The organism is Curvibacter microcysteis, assembly GCF_028649455.1.
Classification (GTDB): Bacteria; Pseudomonadota; Gammaproteobacteria; order Burkholderiales; family Burkholderiaceae_C; genus Curvibacter; species Curvibacter microcysteis.
In genome coordinates this window covers 408,286-434,253 of the sequence record NZ_JAQSIO010000001.1, presented here as the reverse complement: position 1 = coordinate 434,253, position 25,968 = coordinate 408,286, and the positions used below count along the sequence as shown (strand labels likewise).

At 63.2% G+C, this 25,968-nt stretch carries 27 protein-coding genes; 20 read left to right on the top strand and 7 right to left on the bottom strand.

The window, feature by feature from the left end:
- The first annotated feature begins 1 nt into the window (after window position 1).
- From PSQ39_RS01905 to PSQ39_RS01880, 6 genes are all read left to right on the top strand, one after another.
- The gene (locus PSQ39_RS01905) at window positions 2–889 is read left to right on the top strand and encodes a TniB family NTP-binding protein (protein WP_273924897.1); all 888 of its coding nucleotides are present in this window, start codon (window positions 2–4) and stop codon (window positions 887–889) included.
- Window positions 889–1,851, top strand: coding sequence for a TniQ family protein (locus PSQ39_RS01900; RefSeq protein WP_273924896.1), 963 nt, complete (start codon window positions 889–891; stop codon window positions 1,849–1,851). Before PSQ39_RS01905 ends, PSQ39_RS01900 begins: the two co-directional genes overlap by 1 nt.
- Window positions 1,848–2,861 (top strand): TniQ family protein, encoded by a 1,014-nt coding sequence (locus tag PSQ39_RS01895; protein WP_273924895.1) that lies wholly within the window; start codon window positions 1,848–1,850, stop codon window positions 2,859–2,861. Before PSQ39_RS01900 ends, PSQ39_RS01895 begins: the two co-directional genes overlap by 4 nt.
- 820 nt (window positions 2,862–3,681) lie before the next feature.
- Entirely contained in the window at window positions 3,682–4,038 is a 357-nt protein-coding gene (locus PSQ39_RS01890; protein ID WP_273924894.1) for a hypothetical protein, read from the top strand.
- A 565-nt stretch (window positions 4,039–4,603) separates the two neighbouring features.
- Window positions 4,604–5,215 carry a hypothetical protein gene (locus PSQ39_RS01885; RefSeq protein ID WP_273924893.1) on the top strand — a complete coding sequence of 204 codons (612 nt, stop codon included), beginning with the start codon at window positions 4,604–4,606 and terminating at the stop codon, window positions 5,213–5,215.
- Between the two features lie 84 nt (window positions 5,216–5,299).
- Window positions 5,300–6,028 carry a hypothetical protein gene (locus PSQ39_RS01880; RefSeq protein WP_273924892.1) on the top strand — a complete coding sequence of 243 codons (729 nt, stop codon included), beginning with the start codon at window positions 5,300–5,302 and terminating at the stop codon, window positions 6,026–6,028.
- A gap of 579 nt (window positions 6,029–6,607) precedes the next feature.
- Here PSQ39_RS01880 and PSQ39_RS01875 read toward each other — a convergent pair.
- Window positions 6,608–7,537, bottom strand: a complete 930-nt coding sequence (locus PSQ39_RS01875; RefSeq protein ID WP_273924891.1) for a LysR family transcriptional regulator — start codon at window positions 7,535–7,537, stop codon at window positions 6,608–6,610.
- A 100-nt stretch (window positions 7,538–7,637) separates the two neighbouring features.
- On the opposite strand from PSQ39_RS01875, the gene PSQ39_RS01870 reads away from it, so the two are divergent.
- A complete protein-coding gene (locus PSQ39_RS01870) occupies window positions 7,638–7,967 on the top strand; it encodes a nuclear transport factor 2 family protein (protein ID WP_273924890.1) in 330 nt (109 codons plus the stop codon).
- Between the two features lie 141 nt (window positions 7,968–8,108).
- Entirely contained in the window at window positions 8,109–8,996 is an 888-nt protein-coding gene (yghX, locus tag PSQ39_RS01865; RefSeq protein WP_273924889.1) for a YghX family hydrolase, read from the top strand.
- A 43-nt stretch (window positions 8,997–9,039) separates the two neighbouring features.
- Here the strand turns inward: yghX and PSQ39_RS01860 are convergent, their stop codons facing one another.
- Entirely contained in the window at window positions 9,040–10,104 is a 1,065-nt protein-coding gene (locus PSQ39_RS01860; RefSeq protein WP_273924888.1) for a MerR family transcriptional regulator, read from the bottom strand.
- A gap of 221 nt (window positions 10,105–10,325) precedes the next feature.
- On the opposite strand from PSQ39_RS01860, the gene PSQ39_RS01855 reads away from it, so the two are divergent.
- The 8 genes from PSQ39_RS01855 (at window position 10,326) to PSQ39_RS01820 (ending at window position 17,409) form a co-directional block, all read left to right on the top strand.
- Window positions 10,326–10,850, top strand: a complete 525-nt coding sequence (locus PSQ39_RS01855) for a demethoxyubiquinone hydroxylase family protein (RefSeq protein ID WP_273924887.1) — start codon at window positions 10,326–10,328, stop codon at window positions 10,848–10,850.
- A gap of 11 nt (window positions 10,851–10,861) precedes the next feature.
- Window positions 10,862–11,602, top strand: coding sequence for a bifunctional 2-polyprenyl-6-hydroxyphenol methylase/3-demethylubiquinol 3-O-methyltransferase UbiG (ubiG, locus tag PSQ39_RS01850; protein ID WP_273924886.1), 741 nt, complete (start codon window positions 10,862–10,864; stop codon window positions 11,600–11,602).
- A 13-nt stretch (window positions 11,603–11,615) separates the two neighbouring features.
- Window positions 11,616–12,029, top strand: coding sequence for a thiol-disulfide oxidoreductase DCC family protein (locus PSQ39_RS01845; RefSeq protein WP_273924885.1), 414 nt, complete (start codon window positions 11,616–11,618; stop codon window positions 12,027–12,029).
- Between the two features lie 75 nt (window positions 12,030–12,104).
- On the top strand, window positions 12,105–12,836 hold the full coding sequence (locus PSQ39_RS01840) for an SDR family NAD(P)-dependent oxidoreductase (RefSeq protein WP_273924884.1): 732 nt from the start codon (window positions 12,105–12,107) through the stop codon (window positions 12,834–12,836).
- A gap of 161 nt (window positions 12,837–12,997) precedes the next feature.
- On the top strand, window positions 12,998–14,167 hold the full coding sequence (locus tag PSQ39_RS01835) for an esterase-like activity of phytase family protein (protein ID WP_273924883.1): 1,170 nt from the start codon (window positions 12,998–13,000) through the stop codon (window positions 14,165–14,167).
- Window positions 14,168–14,243: 76 nt separating this feature from the next.
- The gene (locus PSQ39_RS01830) at window positions 14,244–15,254 is read left to right on the top strand and encodes a Bug family tripartite tricarboxylate transporter substrate binding protein (RefSeq protein WP_273924882.1); all 1,011 of its coding nucleotides are present in this window, start codon (window positions 14,244–14,246) and stop codon (window positions 15,252–15,254) included.
- Window positions 15,255–15,281: 27 nt separating this feature from the next.
- Complete coding sequence (locus PSQ39_RS01825) at window positions 15,282–15,947, top strand: response regulator (protein ID WP_273924881.1); 666 nt, start codon at window positions 15,282–15,284, stop codon at window positions 15,945–15,947.
- A gap of 10 nt (window positions 15,948–15,957) precedes the next feature.
- Window positions 15,958–17,409 carry a sensor histidine kinase gene (locus PSQ39_RS01820; RefSeq protein ID WP_409241970.1) on the top strand — a complete coding sequence of 484 codons (1,452 nt, stop codon included), beginning with the start codon at window positions 15,958–15,960 and terminating at the stop codon, window positions 17,407–17,409.
- Window positions 17,410–17,419: 10 nt separating this feature from the next.
- Here PSQ39_RS01820 and PSQ39_RS01815 read toward each other — a convergent pair whose 3' ends face one another.
- Entirely contained in the window at window positions 17,420–18,427 is a 1,008-nt protein-coding gene (locus PSQ39_RS01815) for a tripartite tricarboxylate transporter substrate binding protein (protein WP_273924880.1), read from the bottom strand.
- Window positions 18,428–18,550: 123 nt separating this feature from the next.
- Window positions 18,551–19,459: a LysR family transcriptional regulator gene (locus PSQ39_RS01810; RefSeq protein WP_273924879.1), complete on the bottom strand. Its 909-nt coding sequence runs from the start codon at window positions 19,457–19,459 to the stop codon at window positions 18,551–18,553.
- Between the two features lie 141 nt (window positions 19,460–19,600).
- Between PSQ39_RS01810 and PSQ39_RS01805 the strand changes: the two genes are divergently transcribed.
- Window positions 19,601–19,795: a tautomerase family protein gene (locus PSQ39_RS01805; protein WP_273924878.1), complete on the top strand. Its 195-nt coding sequence runs from the start codon at window positions 19,601–19,603 to the stop codon at window positions 19,793–19,795.
- A gap of 99 nt (window positions 19,796–19,894) precedes the next feature.
- Here the strand turns inward: PSQ39_RS01805 and PSQ39_RS01800 are convergent, their stop codons facing one another.
- On the bottom strand, window positions 19,895–20,908 hold the full coding sequence (locus tag PSQ39_RS01800) for an MBL fold metallo-hydrolase (protein ID WP_273924877.1): 1,014 nt from the start codon (window positions 20,906–20,908) through the stop codon (window positions 19,895–19,897).
- A gap of 170 nt (window positions 20,909–21,078) precedes the next feature.
- On the opposite strand from PSQ39_RS01800, the gene PSQ39_RS01795 reads away from it, so the two are divergent.
- Window positions 21,079–22,023 (top strand): LysR family transcriptional regulator, encoded by a 945-nt coding sequence (locus tag PSQ39_RS01795; protein ID WP_273924875.1) that lies wholly within the window; start codon window positions 21,079–21,081, stop codon window positions 22,021–22,023.
- Window positions 22,024–22,028: 5 nt separating this feature from the next.
- Here the strand turns inward: PSQ39_RS01795 and PSQ39_RS01790 are convergent, their stop codons facing one another.
- Complete coding sequence (locus tag PSQ39_RS01790) at window positions 22,029–23,066, bottom strand: zinc-dependent alcohol dehydrogenase family protein (protein ID WP_273924874.1); 1,038 nt, start codon at window positions 23,064–23,066, stop codon at window positions 22,029–22,031.
- Between the two features lie 206 nt (window positions 23,067–23,272).
- On the opposite strand from PSQ39_RS01790, the gene acuR reads away from it, so the two are divergent.
- Together acuR and acuI are read left to right on the top strand one after the other, a co-directional pair.
- Window positions 23,273–23,926: an acrylate utilization transcriptional regulator AcuR gene (gene acuR / locus PSQ39_RS01785; RefSeq protein WP_273924873.1), complete on the top strand. Its 654-nt coding sequence runs from the start codon at window positions 23,273–23,275 to the stop codon at window positions 23,924–23,926.
- A gap of 33 nt (window positions 23,927–23,959) precedes the next feature.
- Window positions 23,960–24,943 (top strand): acrylyl-CoA reductase (NADPH), encoded by a 984-nt coding sequence (gene acuI, locus PSQ39_RS01780; protein ID WP_273924872.1) that lies wholly within the window; start codon window positions 23,960–23,962, stop codon window positions 24,941–24,943.
- 24 nt (window positions 24,944–24,967) lie between these two features.
- On the opposite strand, the gene PSQ39_RS01775 is transcribed toward acuI, so the two are convergent.
- A complete protein-coding gene (locus PSQ39_RS01775; protein WP_273924871.1) occupies window positions 24,968–25,936 on the bottom strand; it encodes a LysR family transcriptional regulator in 969 nt (322 codons plus the stop codon).
- Between the last annotated feature and the right edge of the window lie 32 nt (window positions 25,937–25,968).

The following is a 25,968-nucleotide window of genomic DNA, read 5'->3' as shown; positions in this document are numbered from 1 at the left end:
CATGAATAAAGAATTGAACAGTTATTCAGGGCATCGATCGCCTGAGGTTCTCAAGGTCGGCGAGCAGATTTTGAACGTTGTAGTGGATCACCAGGTCTTTAGACGAATTCGCGATGCCTGCCGTGACTTGATTCACACCATGCGCACACTGCGCACCCCAAGCGGCATATTGATCCTCTCGGAGCCTGGCATGGGAAAAACCTTGCTGCTTGATTTGATCGATCGTGAGTTCTCCAAGGCAGCTCAGCTTGAGGGCAATTGTCTACAGATTGCTTTGGACGACGCCGTAGATCAACGCGGGATTGCCTCAGCAATGACCCTTGCTTTGGGCTACCCCGCATTGCCTTCGCGTCCGACGCTGGTAGCATTGAATCACATGGTCAGTATCGGTTTGCAGCGCCGCCGTGCTGCAGCCCTCCTGATCGATGAAATGCAGCATGTTTGCGAAGGGCACAAAGACATTACGGCCAGGGCTGCTACGGACTGGTTAAAGGTACGAATGGACATGTTCAATCTCCCAGTAATCGGAGCAGGAACGAGGGCTTTAGAACGGTTGGCTTTGATCAATCCTCAGTTCGTGAGTCGTGCTTCGGCCGCCTACGTCATTCATCCGTTTGATTTGGATGAGCAATGGCGTCAGTTATTAGCGGCCTTTTCCCACGCTGTTCAAGCGGTAGATCTCGGAATCGTGAACACCTCCGCATGCCGGGCGCTTCATGTGGCCACTGGGGGGAACATGCGTACACTAAAGCGTCTGTTGATGTACGCCTGTATGCATGCGGCGACCCAACCTCAAAAGATCGTTACTTTAGAGTCTCTGTCAAAAGGGTTGCGGGATGTAAAAGGGGATGTTTCTTCGGCCAATGACCCTTTCCAACGCAGCCGATGATGAGCAGCAGTTACAACACCAGAGCCATTGATTCCATGACCATATCACGTCTTTGGGCCGCAAAGCAGCCTTTGGCGGGTGAGAGTTGTGCGTCGTGGATTCAGCGAGTATGTGGTGATCACCAGTACTCGGTTGGTATATTTAAGCGAGTGCTGGATCATTCGCCTTACAAAGGCGACTGGGATCGACCTCAGCGGTTGTATTCTTTTCAGCGTCTTGAAGAATTGGTGGAAATTCCTGGGCTGATTCTCAATCATAGCGATATGACGATTTTGGGAGCTCTGTCTCAGACCCAAAATTCATCCGATCTGCTCAGAATGTTCAATAATAAGCCTGCATATAGATGGTGTCCTATTTGCTTCGCAGAAGATAAAATTCCCCATTTGCGATGGTATTGGCGCTTACGGGGCGTACGTGAGTGTTGGGAGCATCAAGAGCCGCTGAGTGAAGGATGCATCGCGTGCGGCGAACCGATTTTTGTGCACCGGGCAATATTGACGAAGAGTCCTGCCTTGCATCTATCCGAGTGCGCTGAGTGCGGTATGAGTTTATCGGTGTCAGGGGTGCAAGGTCGGTATTACTACAAAGAACCACAGCGTAAGTTGAGATCAATTTTTGCTCCATGGTGGATGAGCGGTCGGCCTTTGAGTATTGGCGATGCCGAGCGATTGGCTGCGAAATATGTCTATGTGGTCAGAGATCGTAGTCGACTTGCAGCAGCACGATTTGAGGTCAATGTTAGACGCCGCCACGAGCTGCTTAAGCAAGAAAAATTGTGGGTGTTGGACGGTAGCTGCTTTCGGGAAGGGGTGATACCCAATATCGAGAAGTCGGAAAAGTTCCGGCCTCCTTGGCAATGGAGGGTCAATCCTTTTCGGCGCCTCGCTGTTGCAGACGCCTTGTGGACTATTCGCGGTGAGTTACGCGAGATGCGGGGACCAGGAGGTGGGGACGCACCATGAGCATCCTGCAGTTGCAATTCGATTGCGATCAGTATTCGCTCCCCATCCAGGACGACATTTGGCCGGGGGAGTCAGGGCAAGGCTACGTGCTTAGGATGGCCGCCAGCAACGGCTTAGGTGGGATTGCACGCGTCAAGAAAATGCTGGGTTGTTCGCGCTTCCAGACGCTTTGCGCCCAAGACGCTCCTCAGCTTGCTCAGTGGTTTGGAGCTAGTGTGCAGCGATTGTCTTATGCACTAGAGTCAACCCAGGGTGGACGGCGCGTGGAGGGCTTAACCTACATGGGCCACAACCTGGGCCGAAGCTATTTCCTCAATCGCTCCTACCCTCGTGTATGTCCAGACTGCGTGAACGAGTTTGGATATTGCCGAGCAGCATGGGATTTCACGCTTTGCGTTGCGTGTGCCCGGCACCATCGCTTGTTGATCGACAGGTGCCCGGCCTGTTCCGCGCCGTTGAAATGGACGCGACCAGCGCTCTGTTTGTGTGACTGCGGTCATCCATGGACGTCGCTTGACTTTCGCTCTTCCCCTACAGATGGCGAGTTGTTCATCGCGCAGCTCATAGACCATAGGATGGATGATCAAAATCGCATTTCCAGCGGTGCTTCTCCGTGGAGGTTTCCGGCTGCATTTGGATTTGACCTCCTGCGGCAGTTCATGGCGGATCTCAGCATGGACGGGCTTCACAGAGCGCTTTTTGCTTTCGCTACGGCTGCGGGGTATGAGTCCGATACTGTGCCCGAGCGCCGATTGAGAGCTGCGATGCCAAAGGCTCAGCAAACCATATCCATGAGTATGGCAGTGGGGGTAAAGCTTACCCAACAAGAGAGGTTCTTTATGACATCCAGTCCGTCCGTTCTGATAGACCTCCTGAGCGAGGCTGGTGCATTGACTCCTGCTTCTCCCGCTGACCTTAGCATCGCCCAATCACTGCTCGGAGCTTTTGGGACTTCTGGGTTTGTCAAGTCATCAAAACAATCGTCGTTGGCTCAACTGGTTTTGTTCTGAATTGGGCTGTGGTGCAGCAAAGGTGCCGCTCAAAATTAAACATTTTCATATAAGTAAATTGAATCTAATGCCTTTCGGTGTCGGGTGTGCAGCGATAGTGGTCTTGCAACTGCATATTCCTGTGGCCGACAGCGTGCCTCAATTTCGCACTTTGATTTTTCGTTAAACCGCATGACTCCAATTTTGGTCTTCCTTTACGCGGCCCTTACAGCGGCTTCAAGACGCTATGCGAACGCGGCGCCTATGAAATCTACGCTGTATGCTTCTGGGAAGACGACGGGTAGGTTGACGATAACGCAGATGAAGTGCTCGGCGGACCACATGAGCGTTTGAGCCTTGCAATCTAGAAAGCCAACTATCGAGCGTTTAGCACTTCTCGTAGGCATAACCTTCCTCATTTTCGACCACCATTGCCCGAGGAGATGCCAAATACGGTTTAACACGTCACACACATCAGATGCCTTCGGCTCCGCTTGGCTTCAACATTAGGCAACATCAACAGGAGGCCACATGCGTACGCCGGACACATCCAACCCGTTAGTCATCGCAGCACTTGGCGTAGCGATAGCCGCCGTTCTGTGGGGCGCTGCGCAACTCATTGCACCGATCTTTGATGGAGTTGCCGTATTAATCAAGGCAATAGGCGCTGCAGGGGGAATTGCTGTGGCCACAGCTACTACTGGCTTTGCCACTGCTGGCGTAGTGGCCCCTTGGCTCGCGCCAGCAGCGGCAGGTAGCATGGCCGCTGTAGACGCCGGGGTAACTTATATTGTCTTGCAAAAGGTGGTGGAGAAAGGAAGAGAGCAACCATTACGAATGGTTGCTGCCGGCCCTTGGTTTGCTTGCCGTCTTTTTCGTGGGCCTGACAAAGGATGAGTTGTTCCCGACTTTCATTGAGAGGGCGATCTACGCACTTACTACCTGGCTATGCACCATTGGCGGCGGAATCTTGTTACTCAATCAGCGAATCGCAGTGCGAGTTTTCGGAGCAGTGTTGCCGTTCGCGCCAACAGTTGTAGTTTGGGCAATTTTGGTTCGTGAGCAACAACTCTCGAAGGGCTTGGCCGAATTCGTCAAAGCAGGCAGCGTCGGTGCCATAGGCTTGGTGGGCGTGTTTGTACTCGCGCTCGTCATAGTCGGCCTCGGCATTTTCCTTCCCAAACGCAATGCTGCCTAACCCTGTCTTGCACCGGACTCGCCCTTGCCGAGCCAGTGAATCCACGTTACGAGTAAAGAGTGCTGTCATTCTGTTGCCGTCATGGCTGAGTCAGGCTGGGCGCAGGCGTTGCGATACTCATCAACTAACGACTGCTCCTTGCCTCAGGCCTTCGTCGAGCAGTGGGAGGCGGCTTTGCAGCGTAAGGAGCCGGCCACTGTCCGCGCACGTACGCGCGTGGTCGTCATCAAGCTGACCTTCAGTACGCCGAGGGAGGTGCCGCCATGGTCAATAACGAAAGCGACGAACTGCAGTCGTCCACAGATCCGAGGGGGTGATACAGTCCGATCTGTGCCCGGTCCTGGCCGGCGCGACGCGCTCAACTCGAACCGTTGCGGTCATTCCAGATTTCATTCTCCTAGTCGGAGATGGGGCTGCCGTTCAAATCGAGCCCAGCACGCCAGCCTTCCCTTCAACGTAGGCCTGCTTCCGTCGTAGTTACAGCTGCCCCATAGCACCAAAAGGGTCCGCTGCGGACGATCAAATGCGACACTCAAACTTAAACTTCGCTAAAGAGGGAGAAAAGATGGCGTTCAACTCCATGATGACCGACACGGTCGACCTAATCAAGAAGAGCGGAGAAGTCAGGCAGGGCATCAAAGCCAGCGTGCAGGCAAGAGGGATATACATTGTCGGCGTGCCCGATGGACTTCTCATTGAGCCCGAGGACCTTGTGCGCAGGCGTATGTCAAATGGTGCGGAAGAAACGTTCCTCGTTGTGGACCCCGGCTTCCACGAGAAATTCGGAGGAATCCCCGCCTCATACCAGATGAAAGTTCGCAAGCTTGGTCTGCCCGAAGCACAGCGTGCAATTCAGCATCTGACGGTGAACATGAACGGTCACGCCGCTAGGTTCAACAACCAATCCGTTGATAACTCGACGAACGTCGTGACAGTCAACACCTCGGTTTTCAACCATCTCCAGAATCTTCGTGCGGAGATCCAGAAGGCCGCTTTGAAACCAGACGAGAAGAATGCCGCGCTGGAGATTGTCGATGCTATCGAGGACCAGATCGACTCAGGGAAGCCGAAAAAGTCGATCATGACTGCACTTCTCGCGTCGCTCCCAGCCATCGACTCCGTTACGAGCATCGGCAAGAACATTTATGACGCACTCCACGCGGCGGGGCAGATCTGATCCACTGCTCTCACGAAGACCTTGCGTGATATGAGTACGCTTCACCCAATGATCGAGAGGGCGTGCAGGGACTTCAGCCAGTACATGCAACTTGTTGTCGATCCCGCCTTCGCCGCGCTGCGCTCGGACCTGGCAGGCGGCAGCGCTCGTCTCCATCAAGTATTCGGTGCCAACCTATTCCTCGCACATGCTATCGACTACGTCTTGGCGATTCGAATAGCAGATGGTATCGCTGGCGGCCGGGCGAAGCTCGTCAAAACCTTCGACGAAATCTTCAGCGTTGCGGGAGCACGTATCGGGAATCGTAAGTTCGAGTTGATCGACGCCATCAACAACTCGTTGAAGCACATCGAACTCGATCCTGTGCGTTACGACGACCTGAGACAGCGGTATGGCCAGCTCACCTTCCGCAGTCTGGTGGAAGAGGACGGACTGGTGCTGTGCATACTCGAAGGCTTTCGATTTGACTATGCACGCGTCGTATTGCGCCCGGCATATGCTGCGCTCTCTGGGCTCGATCACGAGTCAGCAGAGGATGTGCTGGAATTCGCGCGCGGCCGCGGTGTGGAAGACAGCTGGTCAGTCGCCGACGAGCTGATGTTTTCCAGCGATCCTGCTGACGCAATCGATCAGATGATCATGGCCTGCAATCCCGAATGCGAAGACTGTGGCGAAAGGGAAGACACCTGTCGTTGCGCTCAATTCAAATACGACGGCACTGCGGGACGCTTTGAACCCCTCGTTCATGACCGATTCGACTTCGACACGGTCATGTCCAGGATCTCCGGTGCATATCGGCCAGATCGGGAGTGATGGGCACAGCTCCACTCCACCAGCGACGCGGGGAACATCCGAAGAGGCACGCATGCAGCAGCGGACTGGTGTTCGTCGTCAACGCGCGGCTGACGTGGCGCGAGAGAGGACGGCTGGGTCCAAGGGCTGGCGCGCGTCTACTGCCGCCGCGGTATCGCCGATGATGCGGCACAGTGGGATGTCCCAAATTGACTTCCGGAGCGTCTGCTTCACGTCACTGCGATCATTTCACAGCGAGCGGTTGACCGGCTGCTCCCAGCCTGTAACGGGCATTGCGATGGCTTAACTTTACCTTTTCAACATTTACGAATCTAGAGTGACGCAAAGACCTAGCAAACGAAAGTAGAGTGGCGTGACCCTCCAAACACCAATGGCGAAATTTGAGAAAACTTTAGATTAATCAATGGCTTGCGGCAGTAGTTTTTCTAGGGTCAACTGTCGTTCCGCATCTGCGGCCCGCTTCGCCTGCGACTGCGGCGCCACCTTGGCAGGCTGTGACCGAACTGTGGTGGTGGACGACCTGATGGCCTGAGGCAGGGCGGGGCAGGCGTTTGCCACCTGCATGGCCTGTCGCTGGCGTCAGCTCGGCGTTGCACCCGACTCCGGCGCTGACAAATCACGATCCAACAGGCAGTCGATCAGTGCGCTCAGCGCGGGTGGCATGTGACGCCGGTTCGGGTAATAAAGAAACAGCCCGGGCCGTGTGATCGACCAATCGGCCAGGACCTGCACCAGCCGCCCCTGAGCCAGGTGCTCATCGACGCGTTCGCGGTCAAAGGCGTAGGCCAGGCCCAGCCCCTGAAGTGCGGCTTCGATACCGACGTCCGAGTGGTTGGTGACCAAAGGCCCTTCCGCATCGATCTCGAGGCGCTGGCCCTTCTTCTCGAACTCCCAGCGATAGGCCCTGCCGTCCACCTGCAGGCGCCAGTTGATGCAGGCGTGGGTGTGCAGGTCAGCCGGCGAACGCGGCACACCGCGATGCGCCAGGTAGCCTGGTGACGCCACCACGGCCATGTTCACGTCCGGCGTGAGGCGCAAGGCGATCATGTCCTTCTCCAGCCGCCCGCCCACGCGGATGCCGGCATCGAAGCGACCCGCAACGATGTCGCTCAGTTGGTCATCCACCACGATGTCCAGCACCACGTCGGGATGGGCGCGATGGAATCGGCCCAGCCGGGGCGCAATGAGCTGCCGTGCCGCCATGCCCAAGGTGTTGATGCGCAGCGTGCCGCGTGTCTGACCCGCCGTCGCACTGGCCTCGGCAACCGCATCGGCCATCTCTCGGAACAAGGGGGCGATGCGGCGGAACAACTGATCGCCAGCGGCCGTGGGGGCCAAGCTGCGCGTGGTGCGGTTCAACAGCCTGGCGCCGAGTCGGGCTTCGAGCTGACGGATGGTCTGGCTCAGTGCCGAGGGCGACAGGCCCAAATGCGCCGCGGCACGCGAAAAGCTGGCGCGCTCAACCACGGCCGCAAAGGCCTTCAGTTCAGCAAACTCGGACCCGCGCATTCTGTATTCGTTTCTACATAGAACATTCAAATTCTAGGTGATTCACTTATTTCTCTGGCGGCGGCATCCTGACCTCTTCATCACCACGGAGTTCTTCACCATGACCGCCCTGATCCTTCCCGAGCCCATTGCCGCCTATTTCGTCGCCGACCAACAGAGCCCCGAGGCTGTCGTCCGATGCTTCACCGCACAAGCCGTCGTGAAGGACGAGGGGCGATCCCACGTCGGCCTTGACGCCATCAGGTCGTGGAAGCTTGAAGCAGCCAGCCGATACACCTACACGAGTGAGCCCTTTGCCTGGGTGCAGGAGGACGGGCGCCAACGCGTCACCAGCCGAGTGACGGGGAACTTCCCCGGCAGTCCGGTCGATCTCCAGTACGACTTTCGGCTCGAACGCGGCCTGATCGCCTCATTGGAGATCACCTTGTGAGCTTCTGACCTTCCACTGGCGCTCCAGCGGGCCGCCGTTCACAGGCGGCTGACGCCCATCCTTTCGGATGCAGGGGTATTTCCCAGGCGAGGGCACGAGCCGTTCTGTGGGTGGAAAATTGACGTTCAACGGGAGCCCGACATGAACCGACTGACCGCCAAAGATTTCCACCCAGCGCTGCTCGAGCTTTACGACGGCTACGTGCATGGACGCCTGAGCCGACGTGACTTTCTCGATCGTGCTGCGAAGTTCGCCGTTGGTGGCGCGACGGCTGCGTCTCTGTTGACCTCGCTCAGCCCGAACTACGCACAGGCCCAGCAGATCGCGTTCACCGACCCAGACATTCACGCCCAATACATCCGTTACCCCTCCCCCCATGGGCACGACCAGGTGCGGGGCTACCTGGTTCGGCCAGCCAAGGTGACAGGGCGGGTGCCAGGCGTCGTGGTCGTGCATGAGAACCGGGGGCTGAATCCTTACATTGAGGATGTGACGCGCCGCGTCGCCAAGGCTGGCTTTGTGGCGCTGGCCCCCGACGGCCTGAGTTCAGTTGGCGGCTACCCAGGCAACGACGACGACGGCCGGCGCCTGCAGCAGCAGGTGGACCCTCAGAAACTCATGAATGATTTTTTTGCCGCCATCGACTTCCTGGGGGCCAGCGAGCTGAGCACCGGAAAAATCGGCATCACGGGCTTTTGCTACGGCGGCGGGGTGTCCAACGCCTCGGCGGTGGCCTACCCCAACCTGGCTGCAGCGGTTCCGTTCTATGGTCGCCAGGCGAAGCCGGAGGATGTTCCACGCATCAAGGCGCCGCTGTTGCTGCACTTCGCTGAAACCGACCCTGGCGTGAATGGCACTTGGCCAGCTTACGAGGCGGCCCTCAAGGGGGCTGGGAAAACCTACGAAGCCCATGTTTACCCCGGCACCAACCACGGCTTTCACAACGACTCCACGCCCCGCTACGACGAGGCAGCAGCCAAGCTCGCTTGGGGTCGGACGATGGCTTGGTTCAAACGCTACCTGGCTTGAACCGGCCCCGGGCCGCATTTCAGCCGCCGGCGCTTGGGGCGGCTCAAGGCTTCACAGGCAGGGGCAGGCCCTCAGCCTGGGCTACTTTCTCCAGCGCCGTTTCAAAGAGTTTGCGCGCGGCCCCCGCGACTTGCTGCAAATACGCGTGCAGTTGAGCGTCGGCCACACTCCGGTTGGCGCAGTCGCCGCTGTAAGTTTCAAAGCTGGAAATTTGCAGGAGCAACTGGGCCAGGTGGCTCGGGCACTCGCAGGCCACAGTGGAAGAAAGGGCGGCGAACTCGCTCAAGGCCTCGTCGGTGAAACGGGGGGCCGAGGCCTCTGGCTCGGCGACACCTTGGGTACTGAGCTGCTTTGGATCGAACACCTCGCGGCTCTGACGGGTTGGCGCCATGGCTTTTCTCCCCAGGCCCATGAACCATTCGCTGAGAAGTCCCTCATCTGCGGACTCTTGTAGCAGGGCGACGCCCGTGCTGCTCAAGGCGGCGCGTCCGGCTGCGCTGGAGTAGCGGTACACCACAGCCGTCGCGCTGGCCTGCCAGGCCTCCTGCGCCAGGCGCAGTTGATGACCGGCATCCGGCTGCAATCCCGCTGATTGCCAAAGCAGCAGGTCGACGCCAAGTTCGGAGGCGCTGGACGCCGCCAATGCCGCATCGGCGAGTGAGTCAAACACCCCCACCCAACGCACCGACAGGCGCCCACGCTGGCGGTCGATCAAACGTTTGAGTCGGTTCGCCAGCGCGGGGCCGACGACAACCAGCTTCAGCGCCTGGCTTGGGGAACTGGCCTGGGTGAAGTCATTCAGTGTGGCCTCGGGATGGGCGCGTTCAATCGCGCGCAATTGCGGCAAGTCCAGGGGGGCCAGCAGGCTGATCGCATGGCCCTGCTCGGTCAGCCGCCGCAGCAAGATGACGCGCTCAACGTCTGCCGCCGTGTAGAGCCGGTGCCCCGAGGTCGCTGCTCCGGGTTGCACCGCCCGGTAGCGCTGCTCCCAAATGCGCAGCGTGGCCACCGGCATGCCTGCTGCACGTGCCACCGCCCCACTGCGGAACGTGGGCGTTTGGGGGCTGACCTGCGGTGTGGGTGCCCCTTCCGGGTTGTGGCGCGTCATCATGGGTCTTTTGAGTTTGTATTGAGTCGAATTATGACGGGTTTGGCCTCAATCAAGCGATTTTCAGGCCCTTTTTGATCGGTGAAAAATTAAAATACCGATTCAATGCCAACCCAATGCAACTCCATTCTTTGACGGGCATGCCCAACGCAACGCCCAGACACCCGCCTGCTGAGCGCCCAAGTGTGAGCGCCTCACGGAGCCGCGCCCGGGCGGACACCATGCCTGACATGCCAGCCCACACGGCCGCAGATTTGAGGACGGACCACGCGGGGGAAACTGGCGCCATCGCCATCTACCAGGGGGTGCTGGCCACGGCACGCGACCCTGCGCTGCGATTGTTCGCCGAGCGTCATCTCGTCACAGAACGCCAGCACCTGCACGACATCGAGGCGTGGCTACCGCCCCAGCAGCGCAGCCGCCTGTTGTCCTTGTGGCGCTTGGCTGGATTTGTCACGGGAGCCGTGCCTGGTCTGTGGGGCTCCAAGGCGGTGTATGCCACCGTCGAGGCGGTTGAGACTTTTGTTGACCGTCACTACGAAGACCAGATTCGACGCTTGTCTGCACAGCCCGCGCTATCGGAGCTTCGCCAAACACTTTTGGCATGTCAGGCCGACGAGTGCGCTCACCGAGATGAAGCGGCCGCGGCACAAGCGCAGTGGCAGCCCGGCCGGGCCTTGCGTGCCTGGTGCACCTTGGTGGGGGCTGGATCGCATGCGGCGGTGGCCTTGAGTCGCCATCTTTGAGAGACCACCCCATGACCGTCATCCCGAGCGAAATCGAACGCTTCGACCGCCTCAGTGCCACTTGGTGGCATCAGCAGGGGCCGATGCGCCCCTTGCACGTCGTCAATGCCTTGCGGCTGGGCTATGTCGTCGCGCAGATGGGGGCGCACTGGCGGCGTGAGCCCTCGCGCGCCGTGTCCGGGCTGCGCGTGCTGGACATCGGCTGCGGCGGCGGTTTGATCGCCGAACCCTTGGCCCGCATGGGGGCTCGGGTGGTGGGCGTGGACGCTTCACCCGGCAACGTGAGTGCGGCCCGCTTGCATGCAGCGGAGCAGGGCATTCGGCTTGACTATCGCTTGGGCGAAATGACAGATGCGCTGAACCAGGAGGAGCGTTTTGATGTGGTGCTGGCCCTGGAAGTGGTCGAGCATGTCAAGGACGTTCCGGCCTTCCTGGCCGCTGCCGCGGGCCATGTGGCGCCGGGCGGCATGCTGATGGTGTCAACGATCGATCGAACCTGGAAGAGCTTTCTCTTCGCGATCGTGGGCGCGGAGTACCTGCTCAGGGTGCTTCCCCGTGGCACGCACCAGTGGTCCCAGTTTGTTCGCCCTGACGAACTCGATGCCACCCTGGCGACACAAGGGCTGCTGCCACTGGAGCGGCGCGGGATGCGCTACCTGCCCTGGGTTCACCGTGCCACCTGGTGCACAGACACCCGGGTCAACTACATCGCCACCTACGCCCACGCTGAGCTACCTCGCCGCAAGCATTGAAAGCGCACATGCCATGACACCTCCCGCCACACCCACCTCCCAGGGCCGTCCTGACAAGCCGGCCTTGACCGTGCTGTACGACGGTGCTTGCCCACTTTGCCGGCGCGAAATCGGCGTCTACCGTCGCCTGGATGCACTGGCGCCGGGGGCGACCGTGTGCTACGCCGACATCAGCGATGCGGCTGTGCCCGTGCCCCCGGGCGCCACGCGAGACCACTTGTTGGCGCGCTTTCATGTGCAAGACCGCGATGGCGTGCTTCTCAGCGGCGCGCAAGCCTTCCTGGCGCTGTGGCGTCATCTGCCAGGCTGGCGGTGGTTGGCCTTGTTGGGCCGTGTGCCCGGGGCCGTCTGGGTGATGGAGCGCAGCTACCGGCTCTTCCTGCGCGTCAGGCCCAGGCTGCAACGCTGGGCCGCGCGCCTGGATTGACTTGTCCTGCCCAGCCTTGGGCTTCATCGCCCCCTCCAGACCCACCCAGCCATTTTTCAGCCTGTTGAACACCTCATGACCACCATCGCACTCATCACTGGCGCCACCGGCGGCATTGGCCGCGCACTGGCGCATCAACTTCACGCACAGCGTGTTCGCGTCGTGGCGGTTGGACGCAACCTGAACCGCCTCGACGAGGTGCCGGCCGATCTGCGGATAGCCGCTGACACCACCACACCGGAGGGGGCGGAGCAGGTCATGTCCGCTTGCCAGCAGGCGCTGGGTGAGGTGCCCTCTTGGTTGGCGCATTGCGTCGGCAGTACCTTGATTGCGCCCTTGCACCGCACCCGCGCGGAGGCCTACCGAGAGGTGATGCGCGTCAACCTCGACAGTGCGGTGTACATGCTTCAAGCGTGGATTGGGGCGCGCCAAAGCAGCCCCGGCGCTGCCGTGCTGGCCAGTTCAGTGGTGGCTCGGGTCGGCGTGGCCAACCACGAAGCCATCGCCGCCGCGAAGGGCGGGGTAGAGGCCCTGGTGCGCAGTGCTGCGGCCACCTACGCGGCGCAGGGATTGCGCATCAACGCTGTGGCGCCGGGCATGACCGAAACGCCCATGACAGCCAACATGTTCAAGATGGCGGCCATGCGCGAGGGGGCTGCACGGCAGTACCCCTTGGGCGGCATCCAGTCCGCGGAGCAAGTGGCAGAGGTCATGGCCTTCTTGTTGGGTGACGGCGCGTCCCGCATGACGGGGCAGATCCTCGCGGTGGACGGTGGGTTCACAACGATCAGGCCCCTGGTGCGTTGAGGCCCAGCCTTCCCTGCTTGGCTCCACCGGCGCAACCAGGCGGCGCCAGCGCCATTCCCTGGCCGCCACCGGTGCCCTGTGCATCCCTGGATGTCATGCTTTTGACGCACTCGCTGCCCATACTCCCGTGCTTTCTTCATCCCCGCAGAAAGACACACACCATGGGATTTGCACGCCATGCCTTTGGGCCCCGCTGGGCCGTCGTTTCAGTCCTCACCGCCCTGGCCCTCGCCGTGGCCGCTTGCGGCGGCGGCGGGAATGGCAGTGACCTGACCGAGTCTCCCGTCGCATCCCTCAAATTGATCGGCACCGCCTCCCTCCCCACCGGCACGGTGTTCGAGGGGGTGGAGTTTGGCGGCATCTCCGGCATGGACCAAGCCACGGACGGCAGCTATTGGGCCATCTCGGACGACCGGGGCGGCGAGCGTGGCACGCCGCGCTTCTACAACCTGAGCATTGACTACACCGCGACAGGCCCTGTCACAGTCAAGATCAACCGCCAGACTTTCATGCAGCGCGAGGACGGTTCCGCCTTCCCCGCCACGGCGCGCACCGTGGACCCCGAGGCGATCCGCCTCGCGCCCAATGGCAACCTGTATTGGTCGTCCGAGGGCAACTGGGGCACGACGGCGGCGACCCTGTTCCAGCCCTTCGTGCGGGAGATGACCCCTGCAGGCCAGTTCGTGCGCGAGTTCAAGGTGCCGGCGATCTACAACTACGTGGACAACACCACCACGGGCGGGCGCAGCAACAAGCTTTTCGAGGCCCTGACCGTGGCCACGGATGGCACGGTGTTCGTGGCCAACGAGGACGCCTTGATCCAGGACGGCCCCATCACCACTGTGCAGGCGGGCAGCGTGGTGCGCGTCACCGCCCTGGACCCGGCCACAGGGGCTTCCAAGGCCCAGTACGCCTACCAACTGCCGAAGATTCCGGTGGATGCCCCGGCGGGTGCGCCTTTCGGTCCCGACAATGGCTTGTCGGATTTCCTGGCCATCGGCAAGAAGAAATTCATCGCGGTGGAGCGGGCCTTCGCTTCGGGCATCGGCAACACCATCCGCCTGGTGCTGACCGAGATCACCGACAGCACCACCAATGTGAGCAGCATCGCCAGCCTCGCTGGCGGAGCCACCTACACGCCCATGACGCGCAAGCTCCTGCTGGAGATGCCCATCACCTACCAGGGGGTCAAGCTCGACAACATCGAGGCCATCACCTGGGGCAAGACGCTGCCCAATGGCCACCGCACGATTGTGCTGGCGGCGGACAACAACTTCACCGCCACCACCCAGGCCAATCAGTTCATCGTCTTTGAGGTTCTGCCGGAGTAAAAAGGCGATTGACAGCTTCCTGACAGGGGCATGGGTCCAAGATGTCGCCCAAACTTCGAACTGATTGGAGACATCGATGACATCACTTGACCTGCCAAGCCCCTCTGCTGACCGCCGCCGCCTGCTTTTGACCGCGGGTGGTCTGCTCACGGCGGGGGCCTTGGCGCCCAGCCTGGTGCGGGCCCAAAGCACCTGGCCCAACAAGAGCATTCGCTTTGTGGTGCCGTTCGCACCCGGCGGCAGTTCCGAGATCGTGGCCCGTTCGACCGCTGCCGAGTTGACCAAGACCTTGGGCCAAAGCGTGTTTGTCGACAACAAGCCCGGCGCGGCCGGCAACATCGCCATGCAAGAGGTGGCCCGTGCCGAGGACCAGCACACGCTGATCCTCGGGCACATCGGCACCTTGGCGGTCAACCCCTACATCTTCCCCAAGCTGCCCTACGACCCCAACAAAGACTTCAAGCCCATCAGCCTGCTGGCCAAGGTGCCGAGCCTGTACGTGGTCCATCCCAGCGTTCCGGCGAAGAACCTCAAGGAGTTCTTGGCGTACGTGAAATCCAAGCCTGGCCGACTCAGCTACGGCTCGGCTGGCAACGGCAGCGCCGGGCATCTGGCGTTTGAGTACCTCAAGATGACAGCGGACCTGTTCATCCTGCACGTCCCCTACCGGGGCACCGGCCCCATGATGACCGACCTGCTGGCGGGGCGGCTTGAGGGTTCCGCCGTGGGGGCGGCGGCGGTCCTGCCTTTCATCAAGGCCGGCAAGTTGCGTTGCATTGCTACCGGCTCGACCAAGCGGCTGACTCAATTGCCCGATGTCCCGACCGTGGCCGAACAGGGCTTCCCGGGCTTTGAAATGACCCAGTGGTATGGCATGTTGGCGCCAGCCAACCTCGCGGCACCGAACGTCGCCAAGCTGTCCGAGCACACCATGAAGGCCGTGAAGTCGCCCGAATCCCTGGAGCGACTGAACGCCGATGCGGCCGAAGTGCTGGGTGGCACGCCGGAGCAGTTCAGCCAGTTCATTGCCGCAGAACAAGCGCGTTGGCAGAAGGTGATTGCCCGCGCCAGCATCAAGCCTGACTGACGCCGCGCTTCGATTAGCATCGGCGGCATGCGCATCCTGTTGGCTGAGGACGAACACCACCTGGGCACCTGGCTCTGCAAGGCTTTGGAGCACGCCGGGATCCAGGTCGAGTGGGTCGACGATGGCCGTCTGGCCGACCAGGCGCTTCAGCAGCGCGACCACGACGCCTTGGTCCTGGATTTGGGCCTGCCCGGCATGGACGGTCACCGCGTGCTGCAACGCTTGCGTGAGCGCGACCAGCGCTTGCCCGCCCTCATCCTGACCGCGCGTGACTCATTGTCCGAGCGGGTGGGCGTCCTCAACGCGGGCGCCGATGACTTTTTGGCCAAGCCCTTCGAATTGGCCGAGCTGGAGGCCCGCTTGCACGCCCTCGTCAGGCGCGCCCGGGGGGTGGAGCAACCACGCCTGAGCTGCGGCCCCTTGGTCTACGACGGCACGCGCCGGCAATTCAACCTGCACGGGGAGTCGCTGCCGCTCTCGCCGCGGGAGATCGGCGTTCTTCGCGCCCTCATCCAACGCAGTGGCGAGCCCCTGTCCAAACAACAAATCATCGATCGGGTGTTCTCTGACGATGAAGATGTGCACCCCGAAGTGGTCGAGGTGCTCGTGTACCGACTGCGCAAGCGCCTGGACGGCAGTGGCGTCCGGGTGGTGACCTTGCGTGGACTGGGTTATCTGCTGGAGCCGGACTGAGTTGCTGCCGTTGACCTCCCGCCTGCGTGACCGCCTTCGGCGCACCAGCCTGTGGCTGCGCATGCTGCTGTGCATGTTGCCCATCTTGCTGCTGGTCACCGCCATCGAGTTGTGGATGACGCGGCAAGAAGCGCTCGAGTCGGCCAATGCGGCCTATGACCGTTCGTTGTTGGGCGCGCTCAAGTCCATCGATGCCAACATCTCCACGGCCTCTGGTGGGCTGTCGGTCGAGCTGCCCTACACGCTGTTCGAGTTCTTTGAACTCACGGCCAGTGGTCAGGTGTTTTTCAGGGTTGCCACCTCAGACGCCCTGGTCGAACTGGGCAGTGCGGATCTGCCCGCGCCCCCCAGCCCACCGCCGGCCGGCCTGCCGGTGTTCTATGACGCGACGTACTTTGGCGAATCCGTTCGACTGGTCGCGTATGAGCGTGCTCTGGAACGCACGCCACACGGGGCTCAGGGCCGCAGCGTCATGATTCAGGTGGGCGAGAGCACGCGCTCACGGCAAGCCTTCACGCAGCGTTTTGTGCGCAGCGCCGCCATTCGCGATGCCATTGTGTTGGTCTTTCTGATGCTCGGGGCTGCACTGGTCTTGCGCGTCGCCTTGTCGCCCTTGGCGCGCCTGGCCCGGGAGGTGGAGGCGCGCGCCCCAGAGGACCTGACCCACATCGACAACCAGCGCCTACCGGCCGAAATCAGCCCGCTGGTGGGGGCCGTCAACCACCACATGGCCCGCATCCAGGACTTGATGGCCCAGCAGCGCCAGTTTCTGGACGATGCCTCGCATCAGCTGCGCACCCACCTGACCACCCTTCAAATGCAGGTCGACTACGCCAAGCGCGAGCCGGATCCGCACAAGATCCGCAGCGCCCTCGACGCCCTGGGCGAAGAAATTGGCCGCGCCTCGCGCAGCTCGCAACAACTCCTGGCGCTGGGGCGCAGTGACTCGGTGGCCGTGTCGATGTCCGCGTTTGACCTGGAGCCGCTTTTGCGCGAGGTGGCCTTGAGCTGGCTGCCGCAGGCCCGCGCCAAGCGCATCGACCTGGGCATCAGAACGCCCTTGCCCGGGGCCTTCGCCTGGGGGGACCGCACCTTGCTGCGCGAGGCCTTGAGCAACCTCGTCAGCAACGCCATTGCTTACAACCGGCCCGAATGCAGCGTCACGGTCTACGCGACGGGAGATGACCGAGGCTGGCGCTTGAACGTGGTGGATGACGGCCCGGGACTGAGTGACGAGGAGCGCCACACCCTGGGCCAGCGCTTCCGTCGTGGTGCGAACGCCGCCAAGGGCGGGTTTGGTCTGGGGCTGGCCATCGTGCGCTCCATCGCCGAGCGCCACGGCGGCCAACTGCACCTGGTGGCGACCGAGTCCGGCCGCGGTCTGCACGCCATCGTGTCCTGGCCCCAGCCCAGCGCGCCGCGCCAGCTCGCCAACCGCGGTGAGCAGGGCCCGTCCACATGACGCAGCCGTCCTACGGCGCCCAGCGCCTCAAGCCAAGCTCAGCCGCCAGGGCGCCGTACTGGCCCAGTTGCTGCTCCGTGTAGGTCTTGAGCACCGAGCCGGTCATGGCGTGCGGGTACAGGCCGGACTGGCTGAGCAGCCGCCCATAGCCCGGGGCCTCCATGGCTTCCCGAAAAGCCTTGGACCAGGCTTCGGAGACCGCGTCCGGCGTGTTGGCACTGACATAGACCCCTCGAACCGTGGGCCAGACGACATCCACCCCTTGTTCGCGCGCGGTTGGCACGCCCTCCAGTGCCCCGCCCAGTCGCTGTGCCGACAGCACCGCCAAAAAGCGCAAGGAGACACCCGCCTTGATCGCCTTCAAGGCCTCGGCGGCATCACCGGGGAACACGTCAATGTGCCGCCCCTGCAACGCACTCAGCGCGTCTCCACCGCCCTCGAAAGAGACAAACCGAAGCGCGCGGTGATCGCCCCCGGCCGCGCGGACCAACAGCGCCGCTTTGACCCAGTCCTGGCTGCCGATGGTGCCGCCAGCGCCAAACACAAGCCGCGAAGAAGGCTGCTTCAAGGCCAGGATCAAATCGGACAGCTGCTTGTACGGCGAGTCCTTGGCCACGGCAATCACGCCGTAGTCCGTGCCCAGCACCGCAATGGGCTTCATGGCCGACGGTGGGTGGGGCCCGAAGCGGCCTTGCGCCATGTTGAGCAAGGACCCGCTGGAGAAGGCCACCAAGGTCGATGCGCCCCCCAACTCACCTTTGGCAACCCGGTCGAACGCCACGGCACCAATACCGCCGGGTAAAAACCGTTGGTTCAAGGCGGGGCGGGTGGGTCGCACGGCTTGCAGCGCGTCCCGCGCCAGGGCGCAGGTCAGTGCAAAACCACCGCCGGCTTTGGCGGGAATGACGCAATCGGCTTCCAGCAGGGCTGGGTCGCGCCCAGGCAGCTCTTGCGCCAGCCCTGTGCTGCCCAGCAGCACCAGGAGCAGGCCGAACAGGGGCACTGTGTTCCGAATCATTGTGTGGGTCCCACGCGGCGGGCTTGTCTCTGTTGCAAGTGAGTGCTCAAGCGGCATGGCTGAGCCCGGGCCCATTTTAGAGAGGTCGCGGCCAGCGCGGCGGTGCCGCCAACAGCCGTTCTCTCAATCAAACCGCCCTGTCGCTGCCACCGCCAGCAACTGATCCACCACATAGCGCAGCCGCGGACTCAAGGGCCCGCGGTGGGGCCAGACCGCGTGGATCTCCACGTCGGGGCCGGCCACCTCGGACAACACTTCCTGCAGCTCGCCGGCTGCGATTCGCTCGCGCACCATCGACACGGGCAACTGCAGCAGGCCCAGGCCCGCGACGGCGGCATCGACCAGGGCTTCACCGTCGCTGAGCTGGTGGGTGGCATGCGGTGTGTACAGACCAGGCTGGTCCCCCACGCGCACGGACCAGCTCAAGGGGGGGCCATGGGAGGTGCCGACGATGCAGCGGTGCTCGGACAGGTCGGCCAAGGTGGCCGGCGTGCCGTAGCGCCTCAGGTAGGCTGGGGACGCGCAAATGACCCGCCTTTGCTGCGCCAGGCGGCGCGCCACCAAGTGGCTGCTGTCGGCCAAGCGACCAAAGCGGATGGCCAGGTCCACGTCCTCGCGCAGCAGGTCGCTGGTGGCGTCGGTGAAGCTCAAGGTCAAGCTGATGCCCGGGTGCGGCCGCACGATATCCATCAGCGCGGGCAGCAGCACGCGCCGCCCAAACGCCACAGGCATGTCGATGTGCAGCAGCCCGCTGAGAACCTGGTTGCTGGACGACAGGGCGGTCTGCGCGGCCGTCACCTCGTCCAGCGCAGACAGGCAGGCCGCCAGGTAGGCCTCGCCATCGGAGGTCAAACGGGTCAGGCGCGTGGTGCGGTGGAAGAGCTTGAAGCCCAGTCGGGTCTCCAGGCGGGTGATGGCCTTGCCCACCGCTGATTTGGTCAAGCCCAGCTGGTCGCCGGCTTTGGTGAAGGTGCCTGCACGCGCCGCGGCCACAAACACGGCAATGCCTGAAAAAGGGTCCTGCTCGTCCATTGGTTCCTGGGGGGATACTTTGTAAGGAAATCAGGTTGATTATGGTCTCTGTATTCCACCCTACGATGACGGAACCACTGGGGGAGGGCGGCTCAGACCGGCTTCCTCTACCTCACCACAAGCCTTGAAGGAGTTATCCCCATGCCCGTCGTTCGTGTCAGTTGGTTCGAAGGAAAAGGCCCCACCCAAAAAGCCGCCGTGGCCGCCGAGATCACCCAGAGCATCGTGCAGCACACCGGCACCGACCCCAATTACATCTATGTGATCTTTGAAGACGTGAAGGCCTCGGACTGGGCTGGCGCGGGCAAGCTGTATGGAGAAGCCAGCCCCGGCTGAGCGAGGCCTGACAGGGCTTTGTCGACGCCCGTAGCGCTACCAGCAGAGCCCTTGGGGCGCGGGGCTGAGGCCCCGCTGAGCTCAGGCCGGATCAGGCCCTCACTTCACCTGGCTGCTGTAGTTCAGCGGCACCCAGGCAAAGCCCTTGCCGCTGGCGCGCAGTCGGCCCACGCCGGGGAAGGGGAAGTGGGACACCGCCACCAGGCTGCCGTCGCTGGCCAGTTGCTTGAACAGGCGCAGGCGTTCCTTGCGGGCTTGGCCGGCATCGCTGTCAAAGCCGATCGTCACCTCGGGCGACTCCAGCTGCACCGAGGCCACGTGGATCAGGTCACCGATCAGCACCAGGCGCTTGCCCTCGCTCTCCAGCACATAGACGTTGTGGCCCGGCGTGTGGCCGTGGGTCGCGTGGGTGCGCAGACCCGGCAGGACCTCGCCATTGCCACTGAAGGTCTTCAGTTTGCCGGCCTCGTCATACGGGTTGAGCGACGCCATGGCGCCTTGGAAGAAGCCCTTGTTGGCGGCGGGTGCCGCGTCCAGATGGGCCTTGGACAGCCAGAAGTCCTTGTCCGCCTGGTCGGCGTGCACGGTGGCGTTCGGGAACACCCGTTTGCCATCGGCCACCAGTCCGCCAACGTGGTCGGGGTGCATGTGGGTGATGACGATGTCGTCCACCTGCTCGGGCTGGTAGCCGGCGGCCACGATCTGGGCCGCGAGGCGGCCCAGGGTCGGGCCGAACAAGCTGCCTGCACCGGCGTCGACCAGGATCAGTCGGCTGCCGGTGTTGATCAGAAAGCCGTTGACCGAGGTCTCCAGCGGGGCGGCCAGGTAATGCTTCTTGAGGCCGCTGCTCACTTTGCCTTTGGGCGCGTGCAGCAGCTGGTCCACCGGCAGGTCCACCGTGCCGTCGCTCAGGGCGGTGACTTCGGCCGCGCCCACCATCAGGCGGTACCAGCCTGGGGCCTGTACTTTTTGTTGGCTGGCCGCCGCCTGGGCCGAGCCCAGGGGCAGGGCGGCGCCGCCCAGGGTCAGGGCCAGGGACAAGCCCAGGCTTTGCAAGGTGGCCAGGGCCAGGCGCGAACGGCGCGGTGGGGTGGAAGCGGAAAGGTGGTTCATGTTGTCGCCTTGGGAAGGGGCCACGTCAGGCGGCGTGGCCGGGTTGATTGGAAGCAGGCCCATTGTTGTCTTTTGCAAATAAAGGAACAATAGGGTGTAACGCAATCAATCTTTGCATCTTGTGCAAAGTTCGGCCGCCCGCTCCGGTGGGTCTTGAGCAGGTTTTCTTCATGATCGACGCACTCAAAACTTTTTTGGCCGTGGCCCGGGCCGGGCACTTTTCGGAGGTGGCCCGCGAGCAGGACGTGGCCGTGTCTTCGGTGACCCGCAAGATCGACGCGCTGGAGACCGAGTTGGGCTCCAGCCTGTTTCGCCGCAGTTCCCGCCGGGTGGCCCTGACCGACGCCGGCGAGCAATTCGTGCCGCGCGCCCGCGCCATTCTGAGCGAGATCGCCGAAGCCAAGCAGGCCCTGCTGCAAATCGACGATGCCCTGCAAGGGCAAATCACGGTCACCGCCCCCACCGCGTTCGGTCGCCGCCATGTGGTGCCCGCGGTGGCCGATTTCATGCAGCGCCACCCAGGGGTGGAGGTGGACCTGCACCTGAGCGACCAGGTGATGGACCTGACGGAGCAGGCCGTGGATGTGGCCATCCGCATTGGCTTGCAAGTCGACAGCGAGTTCAATGCGGTGCGCTTGGCGCCGGTGCGCCTGGTCACCTGTGCCAGCCCGGCCTATTTGGCGCGGGCCGGGATGCCGCCATCGCCACTGGACCTGTTGCAGCATGAGTGCATCAGCGTGGCCACACCGCCGGCGCCGTCTTTTGTCTGGCGCTATTCGGGCGTCAACCGGCAGCAGCCGCTGCGTGTGCAGGGGCGCTTTCGCACCGATGACAAGGACGGCATGCTGCAAGGGGCCTTGGCGGGCTTGGGCGTGGTGCACATCGCCACCTGGGTGGTCAGTGACCACCTGCGCGACGGGCGTTTGGTGGCCCTGTTTCCGCAGGAGCTCAGCGACCCGCCCCAAGAGGGCTTGCCTGGCATTTTTGCCGTGCGTGGTTTGGGGCGCGGGCGTTCGCGGCGCAGCGAGCTGTTCATCCAGCAACTGCGGGAGTCGATTGGCGAGCCAGCCTGGTGGGACCGCCAGGACGGGGGCGGCCCTGGCGCGCCGCGCTGAGTCCCTCAGGTCGTCACGATGACCTTCAAGGCCTTCGTGTCGGCGGCGCGGGCAAAGGTGTCGTAGGCCTCCAGGATCTGGTCCAGCTTGAAGTGGTGGGTGATCAGTTGGGTGGCGTCGATGCGCCCGCTCAGCACGGTCTTGAGCAGCAGGGGCGTGCTGACGGTGTCCACCAGGCGGGTGGTGATGGTCAGGTTCTGCGACCACAGCCGCTCCAGGTGCAGTTCCACCGGGTGGCCGTGCACGCCAATGTTGGCAATGAAGCCGCCCGCCGCCACGATGTTCTGGCACAGCTCAAAGGTGGCCGCGATGCCCACGGCCTCGATGGCCGTGTCCACCCCCTGCCCGTTGGTCAGGGCCAGGACTTGGGCTGCTGCATCGCCCGCGCCGCTGTGGACGGTGTGGGTGGCGCCAAATCGCTTGCCGATGGCCAAGCGGTGCTCGTCCAAGTCGATCAGGATGATTTGCGCGGGCGAATACAGCTGCGCCGTCAACAAAGTGGCCAGGCCAATGGGCCCCGCGCCCACGATCGCCACGCTGCTGCCCGGCTGCACCCGGCCGTTGAGCACGCCGCATTCAAAGCCCGTGGGCAAGATGTCGCTGAGCATCACCAGCGCGTCTTCGTCCGACCCTTCGGGGATGGGGTACAGGCTGGTGTCCGCATGCGGAATGCGCACCCAGTCGGCCTGCGTGCCATCGATGGTGTTGCCCAGAATCCAGCCGCCGGTGGCGCAGTGCGAATACATGCCGCGCCGGCAGGCCGGGCAGCGGCCGCAGGCGCTGATGCAGGAGATCAGCACCCGATCCCCTTTGTGAAAACGGCTGACCCCGCTGCCCACCGACTCCACCACACCCACGCCTTCATGGCCCAGGATGGTGCCGGGCAGGCAGGTGGCGACGTCGCCTTGGAGGATGTGCAGGTCGGTGCCGCACAGCGTGGTGCGGGTCACCCGCACGAGCGCATCGCCGGTTTGAGTCAGCTGCGGTTGGGGACGTTCTTCGAGGGCTTTGAGGCCGGGGCCGTGGTAGACAAGGGCACGCATGGTGGCAACTCCTGGGTCGCAAGGACGAGGCGAAATGGCCTCGCCAACCATGCTGCGCGGCTCACCCGGAGGGGTCTGTGCGAGGCGGCACGCAAGCCCACGGTGCCGCCCGTGCACGGGACAGAACCCCCCTGGCAGGGGGGGGCCGCAGGCGCTGAGGGAAGGCCCTTCTTGTATTTACAAGACGATTGGTTTAATAATCGACCATGACCACCCCGACCCCTGACCAGCCCCCACGCCCCCGGGGCCGCCCACCCAAAGTCCGCGAGGACCAGCTCGACGTGCGCGAGGCCCTGCTGCGCCATGGTTTGGAGGTGTTGACCGAGAAGGGCTTTGTCGCCGCGGGGCTGGACGAGTTGCTGAGCCGCGCCCGCGTGCCCAAGGGTTCGTTCTACCACTACTTCGACAGCAAAGAGGCCTACGGCCTGGCCCTGATTGACCACTACGCCGACTACTTTGCGCGCAAGCTGGAGCGCCATTTCAGCCAGCCAGACCGCCCGCCTTTGCAGCGCCTGCAGGCCTTTGTCGAAGACGCGCAAAACGGCATGGCGCAGTACGACTTCCGCCGGGGCTGCCTGATCGGCAACCTGGGCCAGGAGATGAACGCCTTGCCCGATGCCTTCCGCGCCCGTTTGCTGGCCACCTTCGAGGATTGGCAGGCGCGCCTGGCCGCCAACCTGCGCGCCGCGCAGCAGGCGGGCGAACTGGCCGCGTTGGCTGACGTGGCGGCGCTGGCAGCCTTCTTCTGGATTGGCTGGGAAGGCGCCGTGCTGCGCGCCAAGCTGGAACGCAGCGCCGCCCCACTCAGCCTGTTTGCGACGCAATTCTTTGCCGCCTTGCCCCGCCCTGAACCGCTTTAACCCGCCTCCAACCGCCACCCCGAAAGGACCCCCATGTTCCAAGCCATCGTGATCGACAAGGACAACGAGCGCCAATGGGCCGAGCTCAAGAACCTGGACGAGAGCCAACTCCCTTCCGGTGATGTGACCGTGCGCGTCAGCCACTCCACCCTCAACTACAAGGACGGCCTGGCCATCACCGGCCGCTCGCCCGTGGTGCGCAAATTCCCCATGGTGCCCGGCATCGACCTGGTGGGCGAGGTGGAAAGCAGCAGCCACCCCGACTACCAGGCTGGCGACTGGGTGATCCTCAATGGTTGGGGCGTGGGGGAATCCCACTGGGGCGGCCTGGCCCAGAAGGCGCGGCTCAACGGCCACTGGCTGGTGCCGCTGCCCCAAGCCTTCACCCCGCCGCAGGCCATGGCCATTGGCACGGCGGGCTACACCGCCATGTTGTGCGTGTTGGCGCTGGAGCGCCAGGGCGTGCGCCCCGAACACGGCGAGATCGTGGTCACCGGTGCCGCCGGTGGCGTGGGCAGTGTGGCCGTCGCCTTGCTGGCGCAACTGGGCTACCGCGTGGTCGCCGTGACCGGGCGGCCCGGTGACGCCGACTACCTGCAGCAACTCGGTGCCGTCGAGGTGCTGGACCGCGCGCTGTTCAGCGCACCCGGCAAGCCCCTGGCCAAGGAGCGCTGGGCCGGCGCGGTGGACGTGGTGGGCAGCCAGGTGCTGGCCAATGTGTGCGCCAGCACGCGCTACCGCGGCGTGGTCACCGCCTGTGGCCTGGCGGGGGGCATGGACCTGCCCGCCACGGTCGCGCCCTTCATCCTGCGCGGCGTGACCCTGGTGGGCATCGACAGCGTGATGTGCCCGCGCGAAGAGCGCCTGGTCGCCTGGCAGCGCCTGGCTTCGGACCTGAAGCTCGACAAGCTGGGTTTGCTCAGCCACGACATCGGCCTGGGCCAGGCCATCGAGACCGCGCACCAACTGCTGCAAGGCACGGTGCGCGGCCGCGTGGTGGTGGACGTGAACGCCTGAGCTGTCCGCCCTGGGCGACTGCGCTCAGCCTCCTGCGCCGGAGCCCGGTCTGTCCAGGGGCCGGCTGGGGGCCTGCACGCCTGGGATCTGGGGCAGGTGCTCGCGCATCAGCGCAATGAAGGCCCGCAAGCGGGCGGGCTGGAACTGCCCTGGCGGGTGCACCAGCGAAATCGGCAAGGGTGGTGCCGTCCACGCTGGCGCCAGTTGCACCAGCCGCCCCTGGTCCAGCGCCTCGGCCACGGCCCAGGTCGACGCAATGCCCACGCCCAGACCGGCCAGCGCCGCATTGCACAGCGCGTGCAGGTGGTCGGTGGACAGCCGGGGCTGGATCGCAAAGCGCTGTACCTCGCCGCGCTCGCTGTGGTGGAGCGTCACTTCGTCACGGTAGAAGGTGCTCAGCGCCAGCCAGGGCAGGCGTGCCAGCGCCTGCGGTGTTTGCGGCAATGGGCCGTCGCCCCAGAGGCCAGGCGCAGCCACCACGATGCGCGGCAACTCGGCCAGGCGGATGGCCACCACGCCTGGGTCCTGCACGGGGCCGATGCGCACCGCGCAGTCGATGCCCTCGCTGACGAAGTCAGGCAGGCGGTCTTGCAGGCGCCATTCCACCGACACCTCGGGGTAACGCTGCAGATATTCGACCAGGGGCGGCATCAGCTGCTGCTGGCCAAACACCGTGGGGGCCAACACGCGCAGCAGGCCGCGCGGCGCGTCTTGCACCCCATGTAAATCGGCCTCGATCGCGTGCCAGCGTTCCAGCAGGGCCTTGGCGTGTTCGTAGCAGCGCTGGCCGTCTTCAGTCACTTTCATGGCGTGGGTCGAGCGCTGCAGCAGGCGCAGGCCCAGCTGGCGTTCCAGCAGCTGCAGACGCCGGCTGACCGTGGGCTGCGTGGTCCCCAGTTGCTGGGCTGCAGCCGACAGGCTGCCGGCCTCGACGATGCGCACCCAGGTCTGCAACAGTTCCAGGCGATCGGTGCTTTGAGGGGTTTTCTTCATTCGTAGAGCGTATAGCCATTCTTCCAATAGAG